At 40.0% G+C, this 24614-nt stretch carries 22 protein-coding genes; 8 read left to right on the forward strand and 14 right to left on the reverse strand.

Annotated features, from left to right (window positions below; translation table 11 throughout):
• Window positions 1–72: 72 nt before the first annotated feature.
• The 3 genes from BFU02S_RS02710 to BFU02S_RS02720 all read right to left on the reverse strand — a co-directional run bounded on the left by BFU02S_RS02710 (window position 73) and on the right by BFU02S_RS02720 (window position 3262).
• Window positions 73–2088, reverse strand: a complete 2016-nt coding sequence (locus BFU02S_RS02710) for a molybdopterin-dependent oxidoreductase (RefSeq protein WP_066366210.1) — start codon at window positions 2086–2088, stop codon at window positions 73–75.
• A 78-nt stretch (window positions 2089–2166) separates the two neighbouring features.
• Window positions 2167–2364 carry a DUF951 domain-containing protein gene (locus BFU02S_RS02715; protein WP_066366212.1) on the reverse strand — a complete coding sequence of 66 codons (198 nt, stop codon included), beginning with the start codon at window positions 2362–2364 and terminating at the stop codon, window positions 2167–2169.
• A gap of 22 nt (window positions 2365–2386) precedes the next feature.
• The gene (locus BFU02S_RS02720) at window positions 2387–3262 is read right to left on the reverse strand and encodes a mechanosensitive ion channel family protein (protein WP_066366213.1); all 876 of its coding nucleotides are present in this window, start codon (window positions 3260–3262) and stop codon (window positions 2387–2389) included.
• Window positions 3263–3495: 233 nt separating this feature from the next.
• Here BFU02S_RS02720 and yyaC point away from each other — a divergent pair, with 233 nt between their 5' ends.
• Window positions 3496–4110 carry a spore protease YyaC gene (gene yyaC / locus BFU02S_RS02725; protein ID WP_066366220.1) on the forward strand — a complete coding sequence of 205 codons (615 nt, stop codon included), beginning with the start codon at window positions 3496–3498 and terminating at the stop codon, window positions 4108–4110.
• A gap of 32 nt (window positions 4111–4142) precedes the next feature.
• On the opposite strand, the gene BFU02S_RS02730 is transcribed toward yyaC, so the two are convergent.
• From BFU02S_RS02730 to rpmH, 11 genes are all read right to left on the reverse strand, one after another.
• Window positions 4143–4859, reverse strand: a complete 717-nt coding sequence (locus BFU02S_RS02730; RefSeq protein WP_066366222.1) for a DUF554 domain-containing protein — start codon at window positions 4857–4859, stop codon at window positions 4143–4145.
• A 48-nt stretch (window positions 4860–4907) separates the two neighbouring features.
• Window positions 4908–5762: a ParB/RepB/Spo0J family partition protein gene (locus BFU02S_RS02735; RefSeq protein WP_066366223.1), complete on the reverse strand. Its 855-nt coding sequence runs from the start codon at window positions 5760–5762 to the stop codon at window positions 4908–4910.
• Entirely contained in the window at window positions 5755–6516 is a 762-nt protein-coding gene (locus BFU02S_RS02740; protein WP_066366225.1) for a ParA family protein, read from the reverse strand. Before BFU02S_RS02740 ends, BFU02S_RS02735 begins: the two co-directional genes overlap by 8 nt.
• Window positions 6517–6748: 232 nt before the next feature.
• Entirely contained in the window at window positions 6749–7609 is an 861-nt protein-coding gene (noc, locus tag BFU02S_RS02745) for a nucleoid occlusion protein (protein ID WP_066366227.1), read from the reverse strand.
• 396 nt (window positions 7610–8005) lie between these two features.
• A complete protein-coding gene (rsmG, locus tag BFU02S_RS02750; protein ID WP_066366229.1) occupies window positions 8006–8722 on the reverse strand; it encodes a 16S rRNA (guanine(527)-N(7))-methyltransferase RsmG in 717 nt (238 codons plus the stop codon).
• Between the two features lie 17 nt (window positions 8723–8739).
• Complete coding sequence (mnmG, locus tag BFU02S_RS02755; RefSeq protein WP_066366231.1) at window positions 8740–10629, reverse strand: tRNA uridine-5-carboxymethylaminomethyl(34) synthesis enzyme MnmG; 1890 nt, start codon at window positions 10627–10629, stop codon at window positions 8740–8742.
• An 84-nt stretch (window positions 10630–10713) separates the two neighbouring features.
• The gene (gene mnmE / locus BFU02S_RS02760; protein WP_066366232.1) at window positions 10714–12099 is read right to left on the reverse strand and encodes a tRNA uridine-5-carboxymethylaminomethyl(34) synthesis GTPase MnmE; all 1386 of its coding nucleotides are present in this window, start codon (window positions 12097–12099) and stop codon (window positions 10714–10716) included.
• Between the two features lie 215 nt (window positions 12100–12314).
• Window positions 12315–12944, reverse strand: a complete 630-nt coding sequence (jag, locus tag BFU02S_RS02765; RefSeq protein WP_066366234.1) for an RNA-binding cell elongation regulator Jag/EloR — start codon at window positions 12942–12944, stop codon at window positions 12315–12317.
• Complete coding sequence (gene spoIIIJ, locus BFU02S_RS02770; RefSeq protein ID WP_066366236.1) at window positions 12941–13717, reverse strand: YidC family membrane integrase SpoIIIJ; 777 nt, start codon at window positions 13715–13717, stop codon at window positions 12941–12943. Before spoIIIJ ends, jag begins: the two co-directional genes overlap by 4 nt.
• Before the next feature lie 143 nt (window positions 13718–13860).
• Complete coding sequence (rnpA, locus tag BFU02S_RS02775; protein WP_066366239.1) at window positions 13861–14205, reverse strand: ribonuclease P protein component; 345 nt, start codon at window positions 14203–14205, stop codon at window positions 13861–13863.
• An 85-nt stretch (window positions 14206–14290) separates the two neighbouring features.
• Complete coding sequence (rpmH, locus tag BFU02S_RS02780; protein WP_042354587.1) at window positions 14291–14425, reverse strand: 50S ribosomal protein L34; 135 nt, start codon at window positions 14423–14425, stop codon at window positions 14291–14293.
• Between the two features lie 747 nt (window positions 14426–15172).
• Between rpmH and dnaA the strand changes: the two genes are divergently transcribed.
• From dnaA to gyrA, 7 genes are all read left to right on the forward strand, one after another.
• Window positions 15173–16519, forward strand: coding sequence for a chromosomal replication initiator protein DnaA (gene dnaA / locus BFU02S_RS02785; RefSeq protein ID WP_066366242.1), 1347 nt, complete (start codon window positions 15173–15175; stop codon window positions 16517–16519).
• A gap of 180 nt (window positions 16520–16699) precedes the next feature.
• Window positions 16700–17836: a DNA polymerase III subunit beta gene (dnaN, locus tag BFU02S_RS02790; RefSeq protein WP_066366244.1), complete on the forward strand. Its 1137-nt coding sequence runs from the start codon at window positions 16700–16702 to the stop codon at window positions 17834–17836.
• A 270-nt stretch (window positions 17837–18106) separates the two neighbouring features.
• Window positions 18107–18325: a ribosome maturation protein RlbA gene (gene rlbA / locus BFU02S_RS02795; RefSeq protein WP_066366247.1), complete on the forward strand. Its 219-nt coding sequence runs from the start codon at window positions 18107–18109 to the stop codon at window positions 18323–18325.
• Window positions 18326–18336: 11 nt separating this feature from the next.
• On the forward strand, window positions 18337–19455 hold the full coding sequence (recF, locus tag BFU02S_RS02800; protein WP_066366249.1) for a DNA replication/repair protein RecF: 1119 nt from the start codon (window positions 18337–18339) through the stop codon (window positions 19453–19455).
• An 8-nt stretch (window positions 19456–19463) separates the two neighbouring features.
• Window positions 19464–19706, forward strand: coding sequence for an extracellular matrix regulator RemB (remB, locus tag BFU02S_RS02805; RefSeq protein WP_066366251.1), 243 nt, complete (start codon window positions 19464–19466; stop codon window positions 19704–19706).
• Window positions 19707–19761: 55 nt separating this feature from the next.
• Window positions 19762–21687, forward strand: coding sequence for a DNA topoisomerase (ATP-hydrolyzing) subunit B (gene gyrB, locus BFU02S_RS02810; RefSeq protein ID WP_157075840.1), 1926 nt, complete (start codon window positions 19762–19764; stop codon window positions 21685–21687).
• 206 nt (window positions 21688–21893) lie between these two features.
• Entirely contained in the window at window positions 21894–24428 is a 2535-nt protein-coding gene (gyrA, locus tag BFU02S_RS02815; RefSeq protein ID WP_066366253.1) for a DNA gyrase subunit A, read from the forward strand.
• Window positions 24429–24614: the final 186 nt, after the last annotated feature.

Below are 24614 nucleotides of genomic sequence, written 5' to 3' on the forward strand. Positions count from 1 at the left end.
AAAAGCAATAGCTTTTAGTCGTCTGATGTTTATTAAAATAACAGGGCTGCCGATACGGCAGCCCTGAGCTCATTATTCATTCAAGGGAATCCTCTCTAAGTTTACGAGGCAATCATATAAAGTGCTTCCTAAACCATTATCTGATTCCTTATTAGAGGTCAGTAGATTGACAGATCCGCCAAATTCCTGCCAAATCCCTTCATCAATATTGATGGTGTTAGGATGGGCTGCAGGTAAAATGGAAATATAGCCCTTCACTTCACCACGATCATTCCATACCCTTACATAGTCTCCATTTTGTAACGATAATTCGTCGGCAATATTTTGGGCAATCTCTACTTTCAACTTTACTTTTCCACCCAATAGATGATAATTCTGTGAATGGTTGGAACGCATCGGGTGAATCGTCAGCAGGTTATACGGATATTTATCTGCCAAGTCCGGTTTTGACCATTTTGATTCATCCGGAAGCGCTAACGTTAACTTTCCATTTTCACCCTTTTGCTGAGCCAGAAGGGAAGTAAATTCGAATTTTCCCGAAGGGGTTTTAAATTTTCGGTCATGCCATGGAATTTTCGCAACAGGTAATTCCATTGTATGCTGTTCTATTAATGATTCCAGTGAAAGACCATGCTTGGCTAGCGGTTTTAGCGTCATTTCCAGCCATTCTTTTCTTGTAAATTGAAAATCCTGCCCAAATCCAAGCCGCTCAGCCAATTGGGTCCAAACCCACAAATCTGGCTTTGCCTCACCGGGAGCGGAGACAAGTTTTGGGCCGTAATTGACATAATGATGGTACATTGAAGCATAATAAAAATCCTCTTCTTCAAATGCTGTTGTTATCGGCAACACATAATCGGCAAGCCGGGCTGTGTCTGTCATATATTGCTCCATAACAACCAATGTATCCACCGAAGTAAAAGCCTTTTCTACGATACTCGAATCCGGGACCTGTGTCAGCGGATTACCACAAGTCACGACAATCATTTTAATTTCAGGATTAGTAGCGGTTAAAACGTTTTCTGCCTGTTTCATAATGGAAAACTGCCGATGGGCCTGCCTGCGATTTGGCATTGTTAACTCTTCAAAAGCAAAACTTTGTCCTACTTGTGTATTAGCATAATTAGCCCCGCCGCCCGGAATGCCAATGTTACCGCTTATTGCTACAAGAGCATCGATTAAACGGATGGTATTTCCACCATTTCGATAGCGTTGCATTCCTAATCCCATATACGTACTTGTCGGTTTATCAGCATATACATAAGCTAATTTGGTGATGAGTTCTGCTGGGATTTCCGTCATTTCACTAATTTGTGCAATTGTCATTTCATTTAGCAGCTGAACTAAATCAGTAAAACCATACGTAAACTGCTCAATAAATGTGCGATCTTCTAACCCCAGGCGAAGGATTTCCTTCATAATTCCTGCCGCTAATAGTCCATCCATTCCAGGTTTTATCGTAATAAAGTCATCGGCTAATTTAGCTGGTGCATTATACAATGGATTGATCACATAAAGTTTTGCCCCAAGTTTTTTGGCTTTTAACAGTTGTTCATAAAAGTGCATATTGGTTCTGGCTACATTTCTGCCCCAAATGACAATGTTTTTACTATGATAAATATCATTTGGCTCATGACTGTACGCACCGCCAAAATCCCAATTTTGCGCTTCAATTCCTGCCCCCCAGCATAATGAACCGTAAAGTTCAGTGACGCCTCCATAACAATTAAAAAAGCGCTGATCCAAGTTTTTCAAAATGCCATTATTGGCATAATCATGGCTATGCAGCACAGCAGTCGTACCAAACCGCGTCTTTATTTCCTTTAATTTGCCGGCAATTTCATCAAGTGCCTGATCCCAGGAGATTTCTACGAACTGACCGTTGATTTTTTTTAAGGGGTGCAATAAACGTTTAGATGAATTTGTCCGATCCACAAGCATTCTTCCCCGGCCGCAGATTTTCCCTTTTGTGATCGGATGATCCGGGTCACCTTCTACTTTCACTACTTTGCCGTTTTCAATTGTCACCTGTAAACCACAGCTATCCCAACAATTTAATGGACAGGCTGCTTTTCTTATGATGGCCAAACTTTCACCCCCATTTTAACTTTCTATCGCCTATTTTAATAAAAATAATTGAACTTTTACAAAAAGAAAAGCATGAATTTACCCTTCATGCTTCACTAATACTCTTTTCATTTTACGAGCGAATTCCCTACGCGGAATTAAAACACTATGACCGCAGCCTTCGCATTTAATCCGGATATCCATCCCCATCCGGATAATTTTCCAGCGATTTGTTCCGCATGGATGCTGCTTTTTCATCTCTACAATATCATTGAGAGCAAATTCTTTTCCTTCCATTCATGTTCCTCCTGTCATCTTATTACTTCGGCTTTCCCGCTCCTTCTGGATACATGACAAGTTGCGGTGGCGGGACTTTTATTCCATGTTCATCCAACAAGAGCTTGATATCCTTGCGAATCGCTCGGGCAATTCCGGACTGCTTCGTTGGCCGTGTTTCCGCCACAATCCTTAGTACTACTTCTGTAGGTCCCAGTGTTTGAATACCCAAAAGTTCAGGTGCTTTGATTAAATCTTCATATTGATCCGGCATTTTTTGTAAGCTATCCTCAATTACTTTTTCAGCTCGTCCAATATCTTCACCATAAGCAATGGCAATATCAACAACGGCAATACTATTATTTAAAGAAAAATTCGTTACTTGGGTGATACTTCCATTCGGCAATATATGCAATTCCCCGGTCCAGCTTTTGATTTTGGTTGTCCGTAATCCAATGGCTTCAACATTTCCTTCAAATTGTCCAACCCGGATATGGTCGCCGACGGAGAATTGATCTTCAAAGATTATGAAAAAGCCGGATATAACATCCTTCACTAAATTTTGTGCTCCGAAACCAACTGCCAAACCAACAATCCCTGCTCCGGCAATCAGTGCCTGCACATTAATCCCAAACACGGATAGAATCATCATAAACGTAATAAAATAAACAACATATGAAAGAATATTTTGTAGAAGTTTAGAAAGGGTTTCCTCTCTCCGTCCAGGCGGCTTCGCAAGCGGTGAAAGGTTCCTGATTTTAAAAATATTATGGATGGCCATTTCCCCTATTTTGATTAAGATCTTGGCAATGATCAAGATCACAATAATCTTCAGAAGACCTGCTCCAAATCTTAGCCATGTCTCTTCGTTTTGAAAGGTTTGAAAAAGTTTTGGAATATTCACAGCTGTTAAGTTCATTTATACACCTTCCTTTAGCTTGATTCCTCTATCATTTTAACAATTTTTCTGATTAGAGAATAGCGTTGTGTTTATACTTTTCCCCTCTATTTATGTATAGATTTCCGAAAATTTCCGTATAATGATAAGGCAAAGAGGGTATTAAAAAATTTTAAACAATACTAAATGAATCTGCCTAATAATGGCTGCATATTATTCTTTTATATTTAATATGTATTTAAGGAGTGGACATAATGAATCTAAAGACCTATTTCTTTGACCGGAGGGGGAAAGCGCAAATTAATCATGATGATGTTCATGCTGCGGAAGATTTAGCAGCTGAATTGCTGACCATCCTTCCGCCCATGGCGTCCCGCCCGATTGTATTTGTTTGCATTGGAACTGACCGCTCCACCGGAGATTCATTAGGGCCACTGATCGGTACATTATTAGAGGAGAAAAGACCGAAAGTCTTTTATGTATATGGAACATTAGATGAGCCTATTCATGCTGTTAATTTAGAAGAAAAACTTCATGTAATTATGACAAAACATGCCAATCCGTATATCATCGGAATCGACGCCTGTTTGGGTCGCATGAAAAATGTCGGTACTATACAAGTTGGCAGCGGCCCTGTCAAACCTGGTGCCGGAGTAAACAAACAACTACCCGCCGTCGGAGATATACATATCACCGGAATCGTGAATGTCAGCGGGTTCATGGAATTTTTCGTTCTACAAAATACCCGGTTAAATCTTGTCATGAAAATGGCCAAAACGATTGCTAGCGGAATCTATCAAGCTAGCCTTGTTTACGCCAAGCAAAGCTGGACACGATTGGATTGGGTAGGAGAAGAACAGACTTATTAATGGAACAGCCGGTCTAAGAACCGGCTGTTTATTTATTTAAAATAAAAATGAATACTATACAAAATTGTAGAGATGATTCCTACTACGACAATACCGGGAAGGAAGTTGGCAACTTTTATTTTTGTCAGCCCAATTAAATTTAAGCCAATAGCAAATATCATAATCCCTCCGGCAGATGTCATTTCGATAATAAATTGATTCATTAATTCTTTCGGAATAAATTGGTTGATTTGCGTAGCAAATAAAGCAATTAAGCCTTCGTAAACAAGTACAGGCACAGCTGAAAAAATAACGCCCATTCCAAGTGTTGTTGTTAACATTAATGCCGTAAAACCATCGATGATAGACTTCATATATAAAACGGAATGATCCCCGCTAATTCCGCTGTTAAGGGCACCAATAATTGCCATTGCCCCAATACAAAAAATCAGTGTCCCTGTAACAAATCCTTCTGAAATGCTGTCTTTTTCGTTTGAACCGAGTTTTCTTTCGAGCCATAATCCTAAATCATTTAATTTATCCTCCAATTTCAACGATTCTCCAATAATGGCACCGAATACGAGGCTAATAATGACTATAACGAAATTTTGACTTTTTAATCCCATTTGTAAACCGAGAACCATAACGGATAAACCAATGGCAAACATAACCGTTGTCTTCATTCCTTCCGGGATTCGGTTCAGCAGTTTCCCAAGCAGGGATCCAATAATAATTAAAAGTACATTCACAATGGTTCCTAATAAAAACATCGTCATCCCCCTTTTGCTTACCAAAAAAATAAACCATCCGTCAGATGGTTAAAAAGTATCATCATGATCTAATAATTCAAGGATTCTTTCTAAATCCTCCTGGGAGAAAAATTCGATTTCAATTTTCCCTTTATTTTTGTTTTGCTTAATATGGACAGTTGTTCCAAAACGTTCTCTTAAGGAATGCTCACGTTCTACAATAAAAACATCCTTTTTCTGTTCTTGTTTTTTTGTTTCACGTGAAACATTCTCATTTAATTGCTGAACCCATTTTTCCAACTGGCGTACATTTAGTGATTCCTTGATGACCTTTTCCACAACTGCAGGAAGTTTGGCCTTCTGCCGTAATCCTAATAAAGCGCGACCATGGCCCATTGTTATTTTCCCTTCGGATATCAACTCTTGAATGGCAGGCGGAAGCGAGAGGAGTCGGATATGATTCGCAACATGCGGCCGGCTTTTTCCTAAGCGCTTGGCTACTTCTTCTTGAGTTAGCTTCAGCTTTTCCATTAATGTTTGGTAGGCCAATCCCTCTTCAATAGGATTTAAATCCTCACGCTGTAAGTTTTCCAGTACAGCAAGTTCCATCATTTGCTGTTCCGAAAACTCCCTGACAACCGCGGGAACCGTTTCGAGTTTGGCCTCTTTGGCGGCACGGAAACGCCGCTCTCCAACTACAATTTCATACCCCTTAATGCTCTTTCGGACAATCAGCGGCTGCAATATTCCATGCTCTAGAATAGAATCCTTTAATTCTTCAATCGCTTTTTGTGCGAAAGTCTTCCTTGGCTGGTAAGGGTTTGGGCGCAGTTCCTTCAATTTAATTTCTTGAACTGTCTCTTCCTTATCAACAGCCTCCGTATTAAAGAATGCATTCAGACCTTTTCCTAACCCTTTAGCCATTTGCGACCACTTCCTTTGCTAAATCCAAATAAACTTCAGCACCGCGGGATTTGGCATCGTATGTTATGATGGGTTCCCCATGGCTTGGAGCTTCACTCAGACGCACATTTCTTGGAATAATGGTTTTATAAACTTTATCTTGAAAGTACTTTTTCACTTCTTCAATGACTTGAATACCGAGGTTTGTCCTTGCATCAAGCATGGTTAATAACACACCTTCGATTTTCAAGTCCTGGTTTAAATGCTTTTGCACCAATCTGACCGTATTTAATAATTGGCTTAATCCTTCTAAAGCGTAATATTCACATTGTACCGGAATTAGTACCGCGTCAGAGGCAGTCAAAGCATTGATGGTTAGTAAGCCTAACGAAGGCGGACAATCAATAATGACATAATCAAATTGACCTTTTACTTCTTCGATGGCTCTTTTCAAGCGAACTTCTCTTGAAATGGTGGGAACTAATTCAATTTCAGCCCCGGCAAGTTGAATAGTGGCCGGAATACAATATAAATTTTCCACAGCTGTTGTTTTAATGACTTCTTGCGCCTTAACATCATCTACTAAAACATCATATATACATTGATCTACTTCTGCTTTTTCAATTCCAACTCCGCTTGTTGCATTTCCTTGCGGATCAATGTCCACTATTAAGACACGTTTCCCTATGTAAGCTAAGCAGGCGCCCAGGTTGACAGAAGTAGTGGTTTTACCAACTCCGCCCTTTTGATTGGCGATAGAAAGAATTTTACCCACAATGTCACCTACCCTTAATTTCTACAATTGTCTTACTTTTTTATTCTATCAAATTAATGATTCACTTACCCTAGATTTAGATAGAGAAATTCCATTTCTTTATTTTAACACGAATTTTATTCGATGTAGTTTTTTTAAAAAAAATAATCCAATAGACAGGTGAAGGGGATGTTCCCAGTTATATAAAAATGAGGACCAAACAATGATTTTGTTTAGTCCTCATTTACTTCATTTATTTTTTCTTTGGAATACGGATTGTGAATTGGTAATAATCATCAAATTCTTCTTCCTCAGCATCAAGGGTAATCCCACTATCTGTTACCATACTAAGTGATTGGCGGATGGTATTGACGGCAATTCTCATATCTTTACTGAAGGCTTTTCGTTTTGGTTTTGGCTTTACATTTTTTTGTTCTAATAGTCGGACAACCCGCTCCTCGGTCTGCTTCACATTTAAATTTTTCTCAATAATTTCTCCTAGAACAGCAATCTGTTTCTCCGGATCTTTTAACGGAATGAGTGAACGGGCATGACGCTCGGTAATCGTTTTATTTAACAATGCATCCTGGACGGGCTGCGGTAATTTTAAGAGCCGCAGTTTGTTGGCAACAGTAGACTGCCCTTTCCCAAGGCGCTGGGCAAGTGCTTCCTGTGTTAAATTATGCAATTCAAGCAGCTTCCCGTAAGCAATTGCTTCTTCAATGGGCGACAATTCTTCCCTCTGCAGGTTCTCTATAAGGGCAACAGATGCTGTTTCCGCATCAGATAAATTCTTAATAATGGCTGGAGCCTCTGTCCAGCCCAGTTTTTTCATCGCCCGCCAGCGCCGTTCACCCGCAATAATTTCATATTTGCCAGGAGCAAACTCCCGGACTACGATCGGCTGGATAATACCATGTATATGAATCGTTCTTGACAATTCCTCAATCTTCTCTTCATCAAATACCGTCCGCGGCTGAAAACGGTTAGGAATGATTTGATCAATCAGTACTTTTTTTATTTCATCATGCTTCTCAGCTGTTAATTCTTTTTCGAGCTCAAGTGTCTGTCCTTTATCACCAAGACCAAAAAAGCGTGTAAATGAATTTTTCATCCCCAACACCACCTTTATGAAACTCCCTATTACATAATTCTCTGCATAAATTGATTCTTCCTGCCTAGGATACCATTTTTGCTGAAGAATTGTCAGTACTAAGAAAAGCGCAAGGCGCCCGCCTAGCGGCGACAAGCACAAGACGAGCCGGCGAGAAGGCTGCTTTTTAGCCTTCTTGACGGATCGGCTTGTGACCTCGAGCCGCTGGCGCCTGGAGCTAGACAATTCTCGAAGTCAAATTTATACTTTCTTATCTTTTAAGAAAAGCGCAAGCGCCTTGCTCAGCGTTCTTTAGCCCTAAAAGTCTGGTTTTTGTCCCGAGGGGCTAGGCTGCTTGCGCTGAACAATTCTCGAAGACAAAATTTACTTTACTGTATGAAGAAAAGAGTTTCCTACTTATTCAATTGGCATTTTTGCCGGGGTTCCCGGTTTCCTTGGGTATTTTTTCGGTGTTTGCTTTTCCTTTTTAATAATGATAATATTCCGCTCACTTTCCTCAACCGGCAATGTAAAAGTAAACATTTCTTCTACTTTGCCTCCGAGAGTCGTAATTGCTTTTTGTGCCGTTTTTAATTCCTCTTTGGCATGTAATGCCTTTAATGCGATAAAGTGCCCTCCTACTTTGGCAAGCGGCAGGCATAACTCACTTAGCACTGACATTCGGGCCACTGCCCTTGCTGTTACAACATCGAACTTTTCCCGGAAAATAGTATTTACGCCAAAGGTCTCTGCACGATCATGAACAAATTGGATATTTTCAAGGTTTAACATATTCGCAAGATGCTGTAAAAAAGAAATCCGCTTATTCAGTGAATCTACAATCGTCACTTGCAAATGCGGATATACAATTTTTAACGGAATGCTCGGAAAGCCGGCACCGGCACCGACATCGCAAAGCCTTAGGGATCCGGTAAAGTCAAAGTAAAATGCTGCTGAAATGGAATCATAAAAATGTTTTAAATAAACCTCTGATTTTTCGGTAATCGCTGTCAGGTTCATCTTCTCATTCCACTCAACAAGTGTTTCATAATAGATGTCAAACTGCTCCAACTGCCGGTCAGTCAGTGCAATCCCCTTTTCATTTAAACTTGCGGCAAATTGTTCAACATTCATTTTCTTTCCTCACTAACCTAATCATTTGAGACTTTGGCAATCCGTCCATGTTCCAAGTAGACAAGCAGAATCGAAATATCGGCGGGATTTACTCCGGAAATGCGTGATGCTTGGGCAAGTGATAACGGCCTGATTTTATTTAATTTTTGTCTTGCTTCCGTCGCTAATCCAGTAATAGCGTTATAGTCAATGTTTTCTGGGATTTTTTTATCCTCCATTTTCTTTAAACGCTCCACTTGCTGCAAGGATTTTTCAATATAGCCTTCATATTTGATTTGAATTTCTACTTGTTCTTTCACTTCATCATCTAATGGATGTTCCGGTTTTGTTAAGGTTTCAAGCAGTTCATAAGTCATTTCGGGCCGCTTTAATAAATCGGAAGCACGGATTCCATCTTTTAGTTCACTGCCGCCAATGCTCCTGATTAATTCCTGAACTTCTGTATTTGGTTTTAAGATAGTTGACCTTAATCTTTCCTTTTCTTCTTCAATGGCGTTCTTTTTAGCTACATATTTTTGATAGCGTTCATCACGAATAAGGCCAATTTTATAGCCAATTTCGGTTAATCTTAAGTCCGCATTATCATGACGAAGCAGCAAACGGTATTCCGCTCTTGAGGTCAACAGACGATACGGTTCATTCGTTCCCTTCGTTACTAAGTCATCAATTAGCACCCCGATATATGCGTCGGAGCGGCTCAAGACTAACTCTTCGCGTCCAAGCGCCCTTAAACCTGCATTGATTCCGGCCATCAGTCCTTGACCTGCAGCTTCTTCATAGCCGGATGTCCCGTTGATTTGCCCAGCGGTATAAAGGTTTTTTACAACCTTTGTCTCTAATGTCGGCCATAGTTGTGTAGGGACAATGGCATCGTATTCAATCGCATATCCCGCTCGCATCATTTCTGCCTTCTCAAGGCCGGGAACAGTTTTTAAAATTTGCTTTTGAACATCTTCCGGCAGGCTTGTTGACAATCCTTGAACATAGACTTCTTTTGTATTTCTTCCTTCCGGCTCCAGAAAAATTTGGTGGCGCGGCTTATCATTAAACCGGACTACCTTATCTTCAATCGATGGACAGTAGCGCGGCCCTGTGCCTTTAATCATTCCAGAATACATTGGAGAGCGATACAGATTCGCATCAATAATCTCATGTGTATGTTCGTTTGTGTAGGTCAGCCAGCAAGGCAGTTGGTCGGTTATAAATTTCGTGGTTTCATAAGAAAACGCCCGCGGGATTTCATCACCAGGCTGAATCTCTGTCTTGCTGTAGTCAATCGTATTGCTGTTCACCCTAGGCGGTGTTCCTGTCTTAAAACGGACAAGTTCAAACCCAAGCTCCTCCAAATGTTCTGACAGCTTAATAGATGGCTGCTGGTTATTCGGACCGCTGGAATATTTCAATTCTCCAATGATAATCTCGCCGCGCAAGAATGTCCCTGTTGTGATCACGACGGTTTTGGAGCGGTATACAGCACCTGTCTTTGTAATGACACCGCAGCATACCCCATCTTCGACAATTAATCTTTCTACCATACCTTGAATTAACGTCAAGTTTGGCTCTTCTTCGAGCGTTTTCTTCATTTCATGCTGATAGGCAAATTTATCGGCCTGTGCCCTCAGTGCCCTGACAGCCGGCCCTTTACCCGTATTCAGCATTCTCATTTGAATATACGTTTTATCGATATTTTTTGCCATTTCTCCGCCTAGTGCATCAATTTCCCGGACGACAATCCCTTTGGCAGGTCCACCGACAGAAGGGTTGCACGGCATAAAGGCCACCATATCAAGATTAATGGTCACCATTAATGTTTTCGCTCCAAGACGCGCCGAAGCTAAGCCCGCCTCACAGCCTGCATGGCCAGCGCCGACGACAATCACATCGTAATTTCCTGCTTCATATGTCATATAATGGTTCCTCCTTTCCGTAACAAACGGAAAAACTTCTTTGAATTTCGTATAACTGCACTTTTTAAACCATGACTTCCGTGTCTATTTTCCTAAACAGAACTGTGAGAATAATTGGTCTATGAGACTTTCATGAACGCTGTCGCCGATGATTTCCCCAAGGAATTCCCAAGTTCTTGTCAAATCAATTTGAACGATATCGATCGGCGTGTCTGATTCTACACCTATCATAACATCCTCTATCGCTTTTAATGCTTGGTTCAGCAGGGCGATATGACGGCTGTTAGACACATATGTGACATCTTTCGCTTCAATCGAACCCGTAAAGAATAAAGACGCAATTGCTTCTTCCAGTTCATCAACCCCGCGATCTTCCAATAATGAAGTTGTTACGAGTTTATGGTTTTTTGCCAATTCCTTTACCCGTTCTAAGTCAATTTGCTGCGGGAGATCTGTTTTATTGACAATTACGATCGTTTCCATGCCTTTTACTGCTTCAAATAGTGCTTCGTCCTCTTTTGTCAATTGGTCTGAATAATTCAGGACAAGCAAAATTAAATCAGCCTGCTTTAACACCTGGCGGGACCGCTCTACCCCTATTTGCTCAACGATATCTTCTGTTTCCCTGATTCCCGCTGTATCCAAAAGCCTAAGCGGCACACCGCGAACATTAACATATTCTTCAATTACATCGCGCGTTGTTCCCGGTATGTCCGTAACAATAGCTTTGTTTTCCTGAGCCAAGATATTTAATAATGATGATTTACCGACATTCGGTCTGCCGACAATTGCAGTAGAAAGGCCTTCTCGGAGAATTTTCCCCTGCTGGGAGGTTTGCAGCAGTTTCTTAATTTCCTCTCTTATAAAGCGAGCTTTTTCCTCCATCATCTTATGAGTCATTTCTTCTACATCGTCATATTCCGGATAATCGATATTTACCTCCACATGAGCCAGTACCTCCAAAATTTCCTGGCGCAAACGGCGAATCAGCTTAGACAGCCGTCCCTCCATCTGGCCAAGAGCAATATTCATTGCCTTATCAGATTTGGCCCTGATTAAATCCATTACTGCTTCCGCCTGTGATAAATCAATCCGTCCATTTAAAAAAGCCCTCTTTGTAAATTCACCCGGTTCTGCAAGCCTTGCCCCTTGTTTTAATACCAGTTGCAACACCCGATTAACAGAAACAATTCCCCCGTGACAATTAATTTCCACTACATCTTCTTTGGTAAAGGTTTTTGGCCCCTTCATGACCGAGACCATTACCTCTTCGGCTGTCTGCCCGCTAGCCGGATCAACTAAATGACCATAATGAATTGTATGGGAGCTTTGATCCGCCAGCTTTTTTCCACCAATTCCACGAAACAGTTGATCTGCAATCGAGATCGCTTCCTCTCCGCTTAAACGGACTATCGCGATCGCACCTTCCCCCATTGGAGTTGAAATCGCCGCAATCGTATCATAATCCACTTCTTGTCACCTCACTGTACTAACGATCTATCTTAAATGGCCAATGATTTTTTACTCAAATTATTAGTATACCATGTTATCCACAGTCTAAAAATATCTTTGTATTATTTTAACTTATCCACATGTGAATAACAATAAAACAAAATTGCTGCAATTAGTTGCTAACAAGGTGTTTTTTCGTATAAAAAAACACCCTATCAAATCGATAGGATGTTTTATATTTTTTTCCGAATTGGCGATATGACCACATAACGATGCGGCTCGGTTCCATCCGAACTTGTTTTTACTTCTTTTTCTTCTGACAAAGCGGTATGAATGATTTTCCGCTCATAAGAAGGCATTGGTTCTAATGCAACATCTTTCCCTGTCTTAATTGCCTTTTGGGCAAGGCGATGTGCTAATTGAATCAGGGTTTCACTTCTCTTGTTCCTGTAATCCTCGGCATCCAAAAATACTGTCAAATACTGATCAGAGTGGCGGTTAATCACCAGCTGTGTCAAATATTGAAGGGAATTTAGAGTCTGGCCCCGTTTCCCAATTAATAAAGCTATTTTTTCGCCGGTTAAAACAAACCGGACCTGCTTGCCATCACGATACACTTCAGTTTCTATTGGTGCACCCATTTGTTCACTCACATGTTTGAGAAATGTTCTTGCTTCTTCGATTGGGTCTATTTTGACTGTTACTTTTACAACAGCCGGGCGAGAGCCAAAAATACCGAAGATTCCCTTTTTTCCTTCGTCAATAATGTCAACATTTGTACGGTCTTTCGTTGTTTGCAATTGAGCTAAAGCCGATTCTACTGCTTCTTCGACAGTTTGTCCTGTAGCAGTCACCTGTTTCACTTTTTCGCTCCTCCCGAAGTGCCGGCGGCTTGTGCCTTCAATTCCGGACCTTTAATAAAATAGGTTTGCACAATCATAAAAATATTTCCGACAACCCAATAAAGTGAAAGAGCCGACGGGAAGTTAAAGGCAAAAATAACGATCATGATCGGCATCATCCATACCATCATTGCCATCTGCGGATTTTGGTTTGCCGTACCGGCCATCATCATCTTTTGCTGGATAAATGTCGTGATTCCTGCAACAATTGGTAAAATGTAATATGGGTCCTTTTCACCCAGATCAAACCATAAGAAAGAACCTTGAGCAATCTCTCTTGTTCGGGAAATTGCATGATAGAAACCGATTAAAATAGGCATTTGAATAATTAGTGGAAAACAGCCGGCCATCGGGTTCACACCATGCTTTTGAAACAATGCCATTGTTTCTTGCTGTAACAGTTGCTGAGTTTTTTGATCCTTTGAACTATATTTTTGCCGTAAGGCAGTAAGCTCCGGCTGTAATGCCTGCATGGCCTTTGAACTTTTTGTCTGCTTGATCATCAGCGGTAAAATTGCGAGACGAACAATAATAGTCACAATAATAATCGCCCAGCCATAATTTCCGCCAAGCAAGTGTGCAGTTTCCTTAATCAGCCAGGATAATGGGTAAACGATATAGTGATTCCAAATCCCTTTGCTTTCCGGTGTTATCGGCTGCTTGATTTCACTGCATCCTGCAAGTAAAAAAAGTAATGAAAAAATACCGACTACCAGTAATATTCGTTTTTTCAACCAAACACTTCCTCCTCTTAAAATATCGTGAAACTTTTTATGTATAAATCTCTATTGTTTTCTCATTGTATTTTAACACTTAGTAATAAATCTTGTCTCTATCCTTCACCATTTTTTACTAAACCAATAAATATTATTTCCAGTTACAAATTCTTTAAGACCTTTCCTACTTTAAGGACATGACTCAAGCTTTTTTTTACTTCAAAAAAATCCATTTCAGCTGACGGTTTTCTAGCGATAATTACATAATCATGGCTTGAAGTGAGCTGATCTTTCAATTCAAAAATGGCCTGTCTAATATATCGTTTGATTCGATTCCTGGTCACAGCATTCCCGAGCTTTTTGCTGACAGATAAACCGATTCGGAAGAAATCCTGGTCGTCCTTCTTCAGTGAATAGACGACAAATTGCCGGTTGGCAAACGACCGCCCCTTCTGAAATACTGCCTGAAAGTCTTTATTCTTTTTGATCCGCAGTTCTTTTTTCATCAAAACACCTTCAGTTAAACAGCTTTATTTTATACTTATGAGATTACACTTCTTATAAAAAAGACCACTGAGACGTTTCAGTGGTCTAAGCTGATAATACTTTTCTTCCTTTGCGGCGGCGGCGAGCGAGAACTTTACGTCCATTGCTTGTGCTCATCCGGCTTCGGAATCCATGAACTTTGCTGTGTTTACGTTTATTCGGTTGATATGTTCTTTTCATTATATGACACCTCCCTAAAAGGATAGCTCTCAAAGCAAAATGACAGTCTTACTTATTATAAAGATGTATTGCCAAGATTGTCAACCACTCCCCAATAATTGCACGCTATTTCCATTTTTTTATTGCCTAGTTGCTTTAATAACCAGAACATTTTCGTTGTGGATAAAAAACGACATTTTTTTCGCTATCCACACAAGATATTGACAGGTTTTTCACAAATTATCTATCTGTGGACAATTTTTATTCACAAGTACATCAGGTTGTGGATAAGGTTCGAAAAACCATTGCACACCTTGCTATTATTTGATATTATATTTGTGTTTTCACTCTGAATAATTTTGTTCACATATGATGTTATCCACAAAATGTGGATAAGCTGTGGACACATCATTCTGAATTTCTGTAAAAACTTGTCCACAAGAGGTGGATATTGTCGAAACTCCACTTTTTTTCCTTATTATATAAATATCCACATTCCTTGTTTTGTATATTTATAAATTTATAGGTCCCTATCTGTTATAATACAGCTATTTAAAGCTGAATTAAGTCTTTTTAGATTGGATCATAAATGACAATTTAGAGTTATAGACAAGAAATATTCAAAAATTGTCCAGCTCCAGGCGCCAGCGGCTCGAAGTCACAAGCCAATCTGTCAGAAGGTTAAATAACTGCCTTCTCGTCGGTTTGTCTTGTGCTTGTCGCAGCTAAGCAGGCGCCTTGCGCATTTCTAGTGAGGAGGGAAATTAGTTGGAAAACATTGCTGATCTTTGGCAAGCAGCTCTAGCCGAAATGGAGAAGAAGATAAGTAAGCCGAGCTTTGAGACATGGCTTAAATCCACAAAGGCCCATACCCTTCAAGGCGACCTGCTTGTCATAACAGCACCTAATGAATTTGCCCGCGATTGGCTCGAAGAACGCTATTCTCAACACATTTCTGAAGTACTATACGAAATAACCGGAGAGGAACTGACGGTCAAATTTATCATTCCTCAAAACCAAAAAGATGAGGATATTGAGCTCCCGGCACCGCCTAAGAAGGTAAAAAAAGACGATGAGCACACTGATTTTCCTCAAAGTGTATTAATTCCAAAGTATACATTTGATACGTTTGTTATCGGCTCCGGCAACCGCTTTGCACATGCCGCTTCCTTGGCAGTCGCAGAAGCCCCGGCAAAAGCCTATAATCCATTGTTTATTTACGGAGGCGTCGGTCTTGGGAAAACCCACTTAATGCATGCCATCGGACACTATGTGCTGGAACATAATCCAACTGCAAAGGTCGTTTATTTATCTTCAGAAAAATTTACGAATGAATTTATTAACTCGATTCGCGACAATAAAGCGGAGAATTTCCGCAATAAATATCGAAATGTCGATGTGCTGCTAATTGATGATATTCAATTTTTGGCCGGAAAAGAATCAACACAAGAAGAATTTTTCCATACGTTTAATGCATTACATGAAGACAGCAAGCAAATTGTCATTTCCAGTGACCGGCCGCCAAGGGAAATTCCGACTCTGGAGGACCGTTTACGATCACGATTTGAATGGGGATTGATAACGGACATTACGCCACCGGATTTGGAAACAAGAATTGCAATCTTAAGAAAGAAGGCTAAGGCAGACGGTTTAGACATTCCAAATGAAGTAATGCTTTATATTGCCAATCAAATTGATTCCAACATCCGCGAGCTTGAAGGAGCGCTTATCCGTGTAGTCGCTTATTCATCATTAATTAATAAAGATATCAATGCGGATTTGGCAGCTGAAGCTTTAAAAGATATCATTCCTAGTTCAAAGCCAAAGGTGATTACAATCCATGATATTCAAAAAGCAGTCGGGGAACAATTTAATGTGAAACTGGAGGACTTTAAAGCGAAAAAACGAACAAAATCTGTCGCTTTTCCGAGGCAGATTGCCATGTATTTATCGCGTGAGTTAACCGATTATTCTTTGCCTAAAATAGGTGAAGAATTTGGCGGCCGTGATCATACAACCGTCATTCATGCCCATGAAAAAATTTCAAAGCTTCTTCAGACTGACTCCCAACTGCAGAAACAAATCAAGGAACTGAATGAACTGCTAAAGGTCTAATATTGTGCATAACTTTTGATAGTCTATACACAGTCTATCCACATGTGGATAGACTGTGTTTCCGTTGTTAAAATTAGTTATCCACATGTTAACAAGTCCTACTAGTACTTCTACGATTTTTTTTATAAAAAAATATTATATTCAGTAGTTAAAAAATTATGCATAACGGGGGATTAAATAATGAAATTTATCATCCAGCGTGACTATTTGGTCCAAAGTGTTCAAGATGTAATGAAGGCCGTATCATCAAGAACTACAATTCCGATCTTAACAGGTATTAAAATTACAGCTGCAATCGATGGGGTTACTTTAACAGGAAGTGATTCAGATATTTCCATTGAATCATTTATCCCAAAAGAGGAAGACGGCAATGAGATTGTTGAAATCAAACAAACAGGTGCTATCGTCCTTCAAGCGAGGTTTTTTAGTGAAATCATCAGAAAACTTCCAACTGATTTTGTAGAAATTGAGGTATTAGGTTCACTTCAAACTGTCATCCGTTCAGGAAAGTCAGAATTTAATTTACTTGGCCTTGATGCAGAAGAATATCCGCGTCTGCCACAAATTGAAGAAAATAACAAATTTTATATCGCAACGGATCTATTAAAAGCAATGATCCGCCAAACCCATTTTGCTGTATCTACTTCTGAAACACGCCCTATCTTGACAGGTGTCAACTGGAGAATTGAAAATGGGGAACTGACCTGTATTGCCACCGACAGTCATCGACTTGCACTAAGAAATGCAAAAATTGAAGCTGAAAATAATGAAACTTATAATATCGTTATTCCAGGGAAAAGTTTGAGTGAATTGAGTAAAATTATTGATGACTCCAATGGTCAGATTGAAATTGTGATAACTGAGAATCAAATTTTGTTTAAAGCGAAGCATTTATTATTTTTCTCAAGATTACTAGAAGGAAATTATCCTGATACATCAAGATTAATTCCAGCAGACAGTAAAACTAATTTAATTCTAAATACGAAAGAATTCTTACAGGCAATTGACCGTGCATCTCTCCTTGCGAGAGAAGGACGTAATAACGTGGTAAAACTAGCAGCAAATGAGGACGGCATAATAGAAATTTCCTCCAATTCTCCAGAGATTGGGAAAGTAGTCGAAGAAATTCAAAGCCAAATGATTGAAGGGGAAGAATTGAAAATTTCATTCAGCGCTAAATATATGATGGATGCTCTCAAAGCCCTTGAAGGAACAGAGATTAAAATCAGCTTTACCGGAGCAATGCGCCCATTTGTCATTCGCCCTCTCCATGATGAAACTATTTTGCAGTTAATTCTTCCAGTAAGGACTTTTTAAAAAGATAAGAAAGAATTTGGACTTTGAGAATTGTCCAGCTCCATAAGGAAAGCTTCGACAGCATCAGCATCGCACGTCTAAAAGCGATAGCTTTTAGGCGGAGGCGCCAGCGGCTCGAGGTCACAAGCCGCTAAGCGGAAGCATTAAGCTTTTCTATTTTGCCACCTTCATTTGGTGGCTTTCTTTTCATTGTCTGAATGAAACTTTCGCTTTTTTATTTTTTTTAGTAAAATAAAGTATTGAGTCTATTTTTGGAATGAAGGTGATAACATGCCAAAAAAAGTCAAGCTGGATACAGAATTTATTACTCTAGGACAATTTTTGAAATTAGCAGATGTTATTCAAACTGGCGGCATGGCCAAGTGGTTTTTAAGTGAACATGAAGTATGGGTCAATGGTGAACAAGACCAAAGAAGAGGCAGAAAGCTTCACATTGGGGATAAAGTAGAAATTGCCGGCTTTGGGGAGTTTGTCATAAGCGAATCGTAAGGGTGCGTTCCATGTATATTGAAACTTTATCATTAACTAACTATCGCAATTATGAGCAATTATTTATTGAATTTGAAAATAAAGTAAATGTTATCTTAGGTGAAAACGCCCAGGGAAAAACAAATGTCATGGAATCCATTTATGTTTTAGCAATGGCAAAATCACACCGAACGTCAAATGATAAAGAACTTATTCGCTGGGATCAAGATTATGCTAAAATAGAGGGGAGAGTGCAAAAACAGCACAGCTCATTACCCTTGCAATTAATCATTTCAAAAAAGGGCAAAAAAGCAAAATACAATCATATTGAGCAGCAGAAATTAAGTCAATATGTCGGAAATTTAAATGTTGTTATGTTTGCGCCAGAAGACCTTAACTTAGTTAAAGGGAGCCCGCAAGTACGCAGACGGTTTATTGATATGGAAATCGGACAAATATCCCCTGTTTATTTACATGATATGAGTCAATATCAAAAAATACTTCAGCAGCGCAATCATTACTTAAAAATGTTACAAATCAAAAAACAGACAGATCAAACAATGCTTGAAATTTTAACAGAGCAGTTTATTCAGATAGCTGTCAAAATTGTCCAGAAGCGATTTGAATTTTTGAAGGTTTTGGAGAATTGGGCAAAACCGATCCATCATTCGATTTCAAGAGGACTTGAACAGCTTGAAATTCACTATAAACCTTCTGTTGAGGTATTAGATGACCAAGAATTGTCGAAAATGGTAACATGTTTCGAAGAAAAGTTCGGGAAAGTAAGGGAGCGGGAAATCGAACGGGGAACGACTATGTTTGGCCCCCATCGAGACGACTTACATTTTCGTGTAAATAACAGAGATGTGCAAACATTCGGCTCACAAGGCCAGCAGCGGACAACAGCGCTATCTGTTAAACTGGCGGAAATTGAATTAATAGATGCTGAAATTGGTGAATACCCCATTTTACTGTTAGACGATGTGTTATCAGAATTAGATGATTATCGCCAATCTCATTTATTAAATACCATCAAAGGTAAGGTTCAAACTTTTGTAACCACCACAAGTGTCGAAGGAATAGATCATCAAACATTAAAAGAAGCCTCAACATTTGCGGTCAAATCAGGTGTGATCAAAAACATCAATTGAGGTGGGCCATGTATATTCATATTGGGGAAGATTACAATATCAGGGCCAAAGATATTATTGCCATTTTGGATAAAAAAAGTGAGGAAAAGTCAGACCTGGTGAAAGAATTCTTAGTTTTTCACAGAGAAAAAGCCATCAATCTGTCAAAAAACCCCTATAAGTCAATAATTATTACGAATTACAACGTTTATTTATCCCCTATTGCCTCAGGAACATTAAAGAAACGTTCAATGAATATACAGGAATTTTAACCAGTCGGTTTTTATTATATAGATATTTTTTGTTAGAAGGTGCAGGTGAGTAAGCATGACAATGGAACAAAAAGAAGTGGAGGCAAATTATGGTGCTGAGCAAATCCAGGTCCTTGAAGGACTGGAGGCAGTCAGAAAACGACCTGGTATGTATATTGGTTCAACCAGCAGCAAAGGCCTTCACCATTTAGTTTGGGAGATCGTCGATAACAGCATTGATGAAGCTTTGGCAGGCTACTGTAGCGAAATTAATGTGACGATTGAAGAAGATAATAGTATAACCGTGAAAGATAACGGACGCGGAATTCCTGTTGACATACATGAGAAGATGGGCAGACCAGCTGTTGAGGTGATAATGACCGTTCTTCATGCCGGCGGGAAATTCGGCGGTGGCGGCTATAAAGTATCCGGCGGTCTCCATGGAGTAGGGGCCTCTGTTGTAAATGCCCTGTCATCTGAACTGGAAGTATATGTTCATAGGGGTGGCCATATTTACTATCAAAAATATGAACGCGGTGTCCCAGTTGCTGATTTAAAAATAATCGGTACTACAGATAGAACAGGAACGACAACCCATTTTAAGCCAGACAGTGAGATTTTTACAGAAACATTAGTTTATGATTATGATACGCTGGCCACCCGGATTCGTGAACTTGCGTTTCTTAATCGCAATATCAAAATCACGATTGAAGACAAGCGTGGTGAAAACAAGCGGAATGAATATCACTATGAGGGCGGAATTAAATCCTATGTTGAACATTTAAACCGGACAAAAGAAGTCCTTCATGAAGAACCGATTTATATTGATGGAGAAAAAGACGGTATTAGCGTAGAGGTTGCACTTCAGTATAATGAGGGCTATACAGAAAATATTTATTCCTTCGCGAATAATATTCACACTTATGAAGGCGGAACACATGAATCGGGCTTTAAAACAGCTTTAACTAGGGTGATCAACGACTATGCTCGAAAAAATGGCCTCATTAAGGAAAATGATGCTAATTTATCGGGTGAGGATGTACGGGAAGGACTAACGGCAATTATTTCAATTAAGCACCCGGATCCGCAATTTGAAGGGCAGACAAAGACAAAGTTGGGCAACTCTGAAGTCAGGGCAATTACGGATACAGTTTTTTCAACCCATTTTGAAAAATTCCTTTTAGAAAATCCCATGGTTGCCAGAAAAATTGTTGAGAAAGGCTTAATGGCTTCAAGGGCGAGACTAGCTGCCAAGAAAGCTCGTGAATTGACACGGCGCAAAAGCGCCTTGGAGGTATCCAGTCTGCCAGGTAAATTAGCCGATTGTTCATCAAAGGACCCGTCCGAATGTGAACTGTATATTGTTGAGGGGGACTCAGCAGGCGGCTCGGCCAAACAAGGACGTGACCGTCATTTCCAAGCCATCCTGCCTTTAAGAGGGAAAATCTTAAATGTTGAAAAGGCTCGGTTGGACAAAATTCTTTCTAACAATGAAGTAAGAGCGATGATCACCGCAATCGGCACAGGGATAGGAGAGGACTTTGATATTTCCAAAGCCCGCTATCACAAAATCGTTATTATGACGGATGCTGATGTTGACGGCGCCCATATCCGGACGTTGTTGTTAACTTTCTTTTACCGATATATGAGAAAGATTTTGGAAGTTGGTTATGTCTATATTGCCCAACCGCCTTTATATAAAGTGCAGCAAGGTAAACGAATAGAGTATGCTTATAATGATAAAGAGCTTGAGCGGATATTTGCTGAGTTGCCAAGTCAGCCCAAACCGAATATTCAGCGCTATAAAGGTTTGGGAGAGATGAATCCCGAACAATTATGGGAAACGACGATGGACCCGGAGACAAGAACGATGCTACAAGTCAGCCTTGAGGATGCCATTGAGGCTGATGAAACGTTTGAAATGTTAATGGGTGAAAAAGTCGAACCTCGGCGCCATTTTATTGAAACCAATGCTCAATATGTAAGGAACTTAGATGTCTAGGGAAAGAAAAGGTTAACCTTTGTCCAATAAGTTCCATACTTTAGGAATGAGATTATACAAGGATAGAGGACTGTCCCCTATCCTCATTTCTTTTTTAAATAAACGCAAAATATAATTTCAGAAGGCCGGTTCTCTTTATATCAGCAATATATAGTGTTTAAAAATTTTCGTGCATTGTTTAACACCCATAGAGGAGGTACTAGTAAATGGCTGAAACTCCAAATCCTCAAATAAAAGAGGTCAATATCAGTCAAGAGATGAAGTCATCGTTTCTTGACTATGCAATGAGTGTTATAGTTTCCCGCGCCCTTCCGGATGTACGCGATGGGTTGAAACCAGTTCATCGCCGTATTCTTTATGCTATGCATGATCTTGGAATTCATGCAGACAAACCATATAAGAAATCGGCCCGCATTGTCGGTGATGTCATTGGTAAATATCACCCGCACGGTGACGCTGCAGTATACGAAACAATGGTCCGGATGGCCCAGGATTTCAACTACCGCTATCCACTTGTTGATGGCCACGGAAACTTTGGGTCAGTTGACGGCGATTCAGCAGCAGCCATGCGGTATACGGAATCAAGAATGTCGAAAATCTCCATGGAGTTATTAAGAGATATTAACAAAGACACGATTGATTATCAAGATAACTATGATGGTGAAGAAAAAGAACCGGTTGTTTTACCGTCCCGGTTCCCGAACCTTTTAGTGAACGGAACTACAGGAATTGCTGTCGGGATGGCAACCAATATTCCTCCGCATCAGCTAGGTGAAACCATTGATGCTGTTTTAGCGATCAGCCATGACCCTGACATAACAACACAAGAACTCATGGAAATTATTCCTGGACCAGATTTTCCAACCGGAGGCATTATTGTTGGCCGCAGCGGCATCCGCAAAGCCTATGAAACAGGCAGAGGGTCAATCACTATAAGAGCAAAAGTAGGAATTGAACAAAAATCCAACGGCAAAGAAACAATTATTGTTCATGAGTTACCGTATCAGGTAAATAAAGCGAAATTAATTGAGAAAATTGCTGAATTGGCCCGGGATAAAAAAATTGAAGGTATCACGGATCTTCGTGATGAATCAGACCGACGCGGGATGCGGATTGTCATTGAGGTTCGTAAGGATGCCAATGCCAATGTCCTGTTAAATAATTTATATAAATTAACAGCATTGCAAACAAGTTTCGGAATTAATATGCTGGCTCTTGTAAATGGTCATCCAAAAGTATTAAGTCTCAAGCAATGTTTGAGCCATTATTTGGATCACCAAAAAGTAGTCATCCGCCGCCGTACGGAATACGAGCTGCGCAAAGCGGAAGCACGAGCTCATATTTTAGAGGGATTACGTGTTGCCCTTGATCATTTAGACGAAGTGATTACGTTAATCCGGAATTCGCAAACAACGGATATTGCCCGGGAAGGGTTAATGACGCAATTTAACCTTTCTGAAAAACAAGCCCAGGCCATTCTTGATATGCGCCTGCAACGATTAACCGGATTGGAAAGAGAAAAAATTGAGGAAGAATATCAAAGTTTAGTTAAGCTGATTGCAGAATTAAAGGCGATCCTGGCAGATGAAGAAAAGATTCTTGAGATTATTCGCGAAGAATTGCTGGAAATTAAAGAACGCTTTAATGATACACGCCGCACCGAAATCGCTGCCGGCGGGATTGAAAATATCGAAGATGAGGATTTAATTCCACGCGAAAATATTGTGATTACCTTGACACATAACGGCTATATTAAGCGTCTGCCTGTTTCGACATACCGGGCACAAAAACGCGGCGGCCGCGGTATTCAAGGTATGGGTACGAATGAAGATGATTTTGTAGAGCATTTAATTACAACTTCAACTCATGATACAATTCTTTTCTTTACTAATAAGGGGAAAGTATATCGTTCCAAAGGCTATGATATTCCAGAGTTTAGCCGGACGGCAAAAGGAATTCCGATCATTAACCTTCTTGGCATTGAAAAAGGAGAATGGGTAAATGCAATTATTCCGATTGAGGAATTTGTTGATGATTGGTATCTATTCTTTACTACAAAGGAAGGGATCTCCAAACGTTCGCCGTTGTCATCATTTGCTCATATCCGTAATAATGGTTTAATTGCTGTAAACTTGCGTGAAGGCGATGAATTAATTTCTGTTCGTTTAACGGATGGAAGTAAACATATTATTATCGGTACTAAAGACGGCATGTTAATTCGTTTCCCGGAAACCGATGTTCGTTCGATGGGTCGAACCGCTACAGGTGTAAAGGGAATTACGCTTGATGAGGGCGATGAAGTGGTCGGAATGGAAGTATTGGAAGAAGATAATGATGTTTTAATCGTTACGAAAAATGGCTACGGCAAGCGCACCCCTGCCTCTGAATACCGTGTTCAAGGCAGAGGAGGGAAAGGAATCAAAACCTGCTCTATTACCAAGAAAAACGGCAGCCTTGTATCCATGAGGGCCGTAACTGGCGAGGATGATCTGATGCTAATTACCACCAGCGGTGTACTGATCCGAATTGATGTCGGAGGAATCTCACAATTAGGCCGGAACACCCAAGGAGTAAAACTAATCAGTCTTAAAGAAAATGAGAATGAATATGTTGCAACAGTTGCTAAAGTGGAAAAAGAAGAATCTTCTGAGACTGAGACAGACCAAGCTGTTGAAACAACAAACCAGGATACTGCCGAAGTGAACCCAGGAGCTGAAAAGGTTCAATCTGAGGAAGAGTAATAATTACAATGATAAAGGGACACAATTGTGTTCCTTTTTTGTTTATATAGGCCGTATAAAAAGTTCTAGTATCGCATTGATCTAAAAAATTAATAGATCTTAAAGAAAAAAACAAAAAATATGTTGACTTCCAATCACAAGGATGATATATTAATAAAGTCGCCTCGGTCGACAAGTTAAAAGTTG

The organism is Neobacillus fumarioli NBRC 102428 (assembly GCF_001591485.1).
GTDB classification, from domain to species: domain Bacteria; phylum Bacillota; class Bacilli; order Bacillales; family Cytobacillaceae; genus Neobacillus; species Neobacillus fumarioli.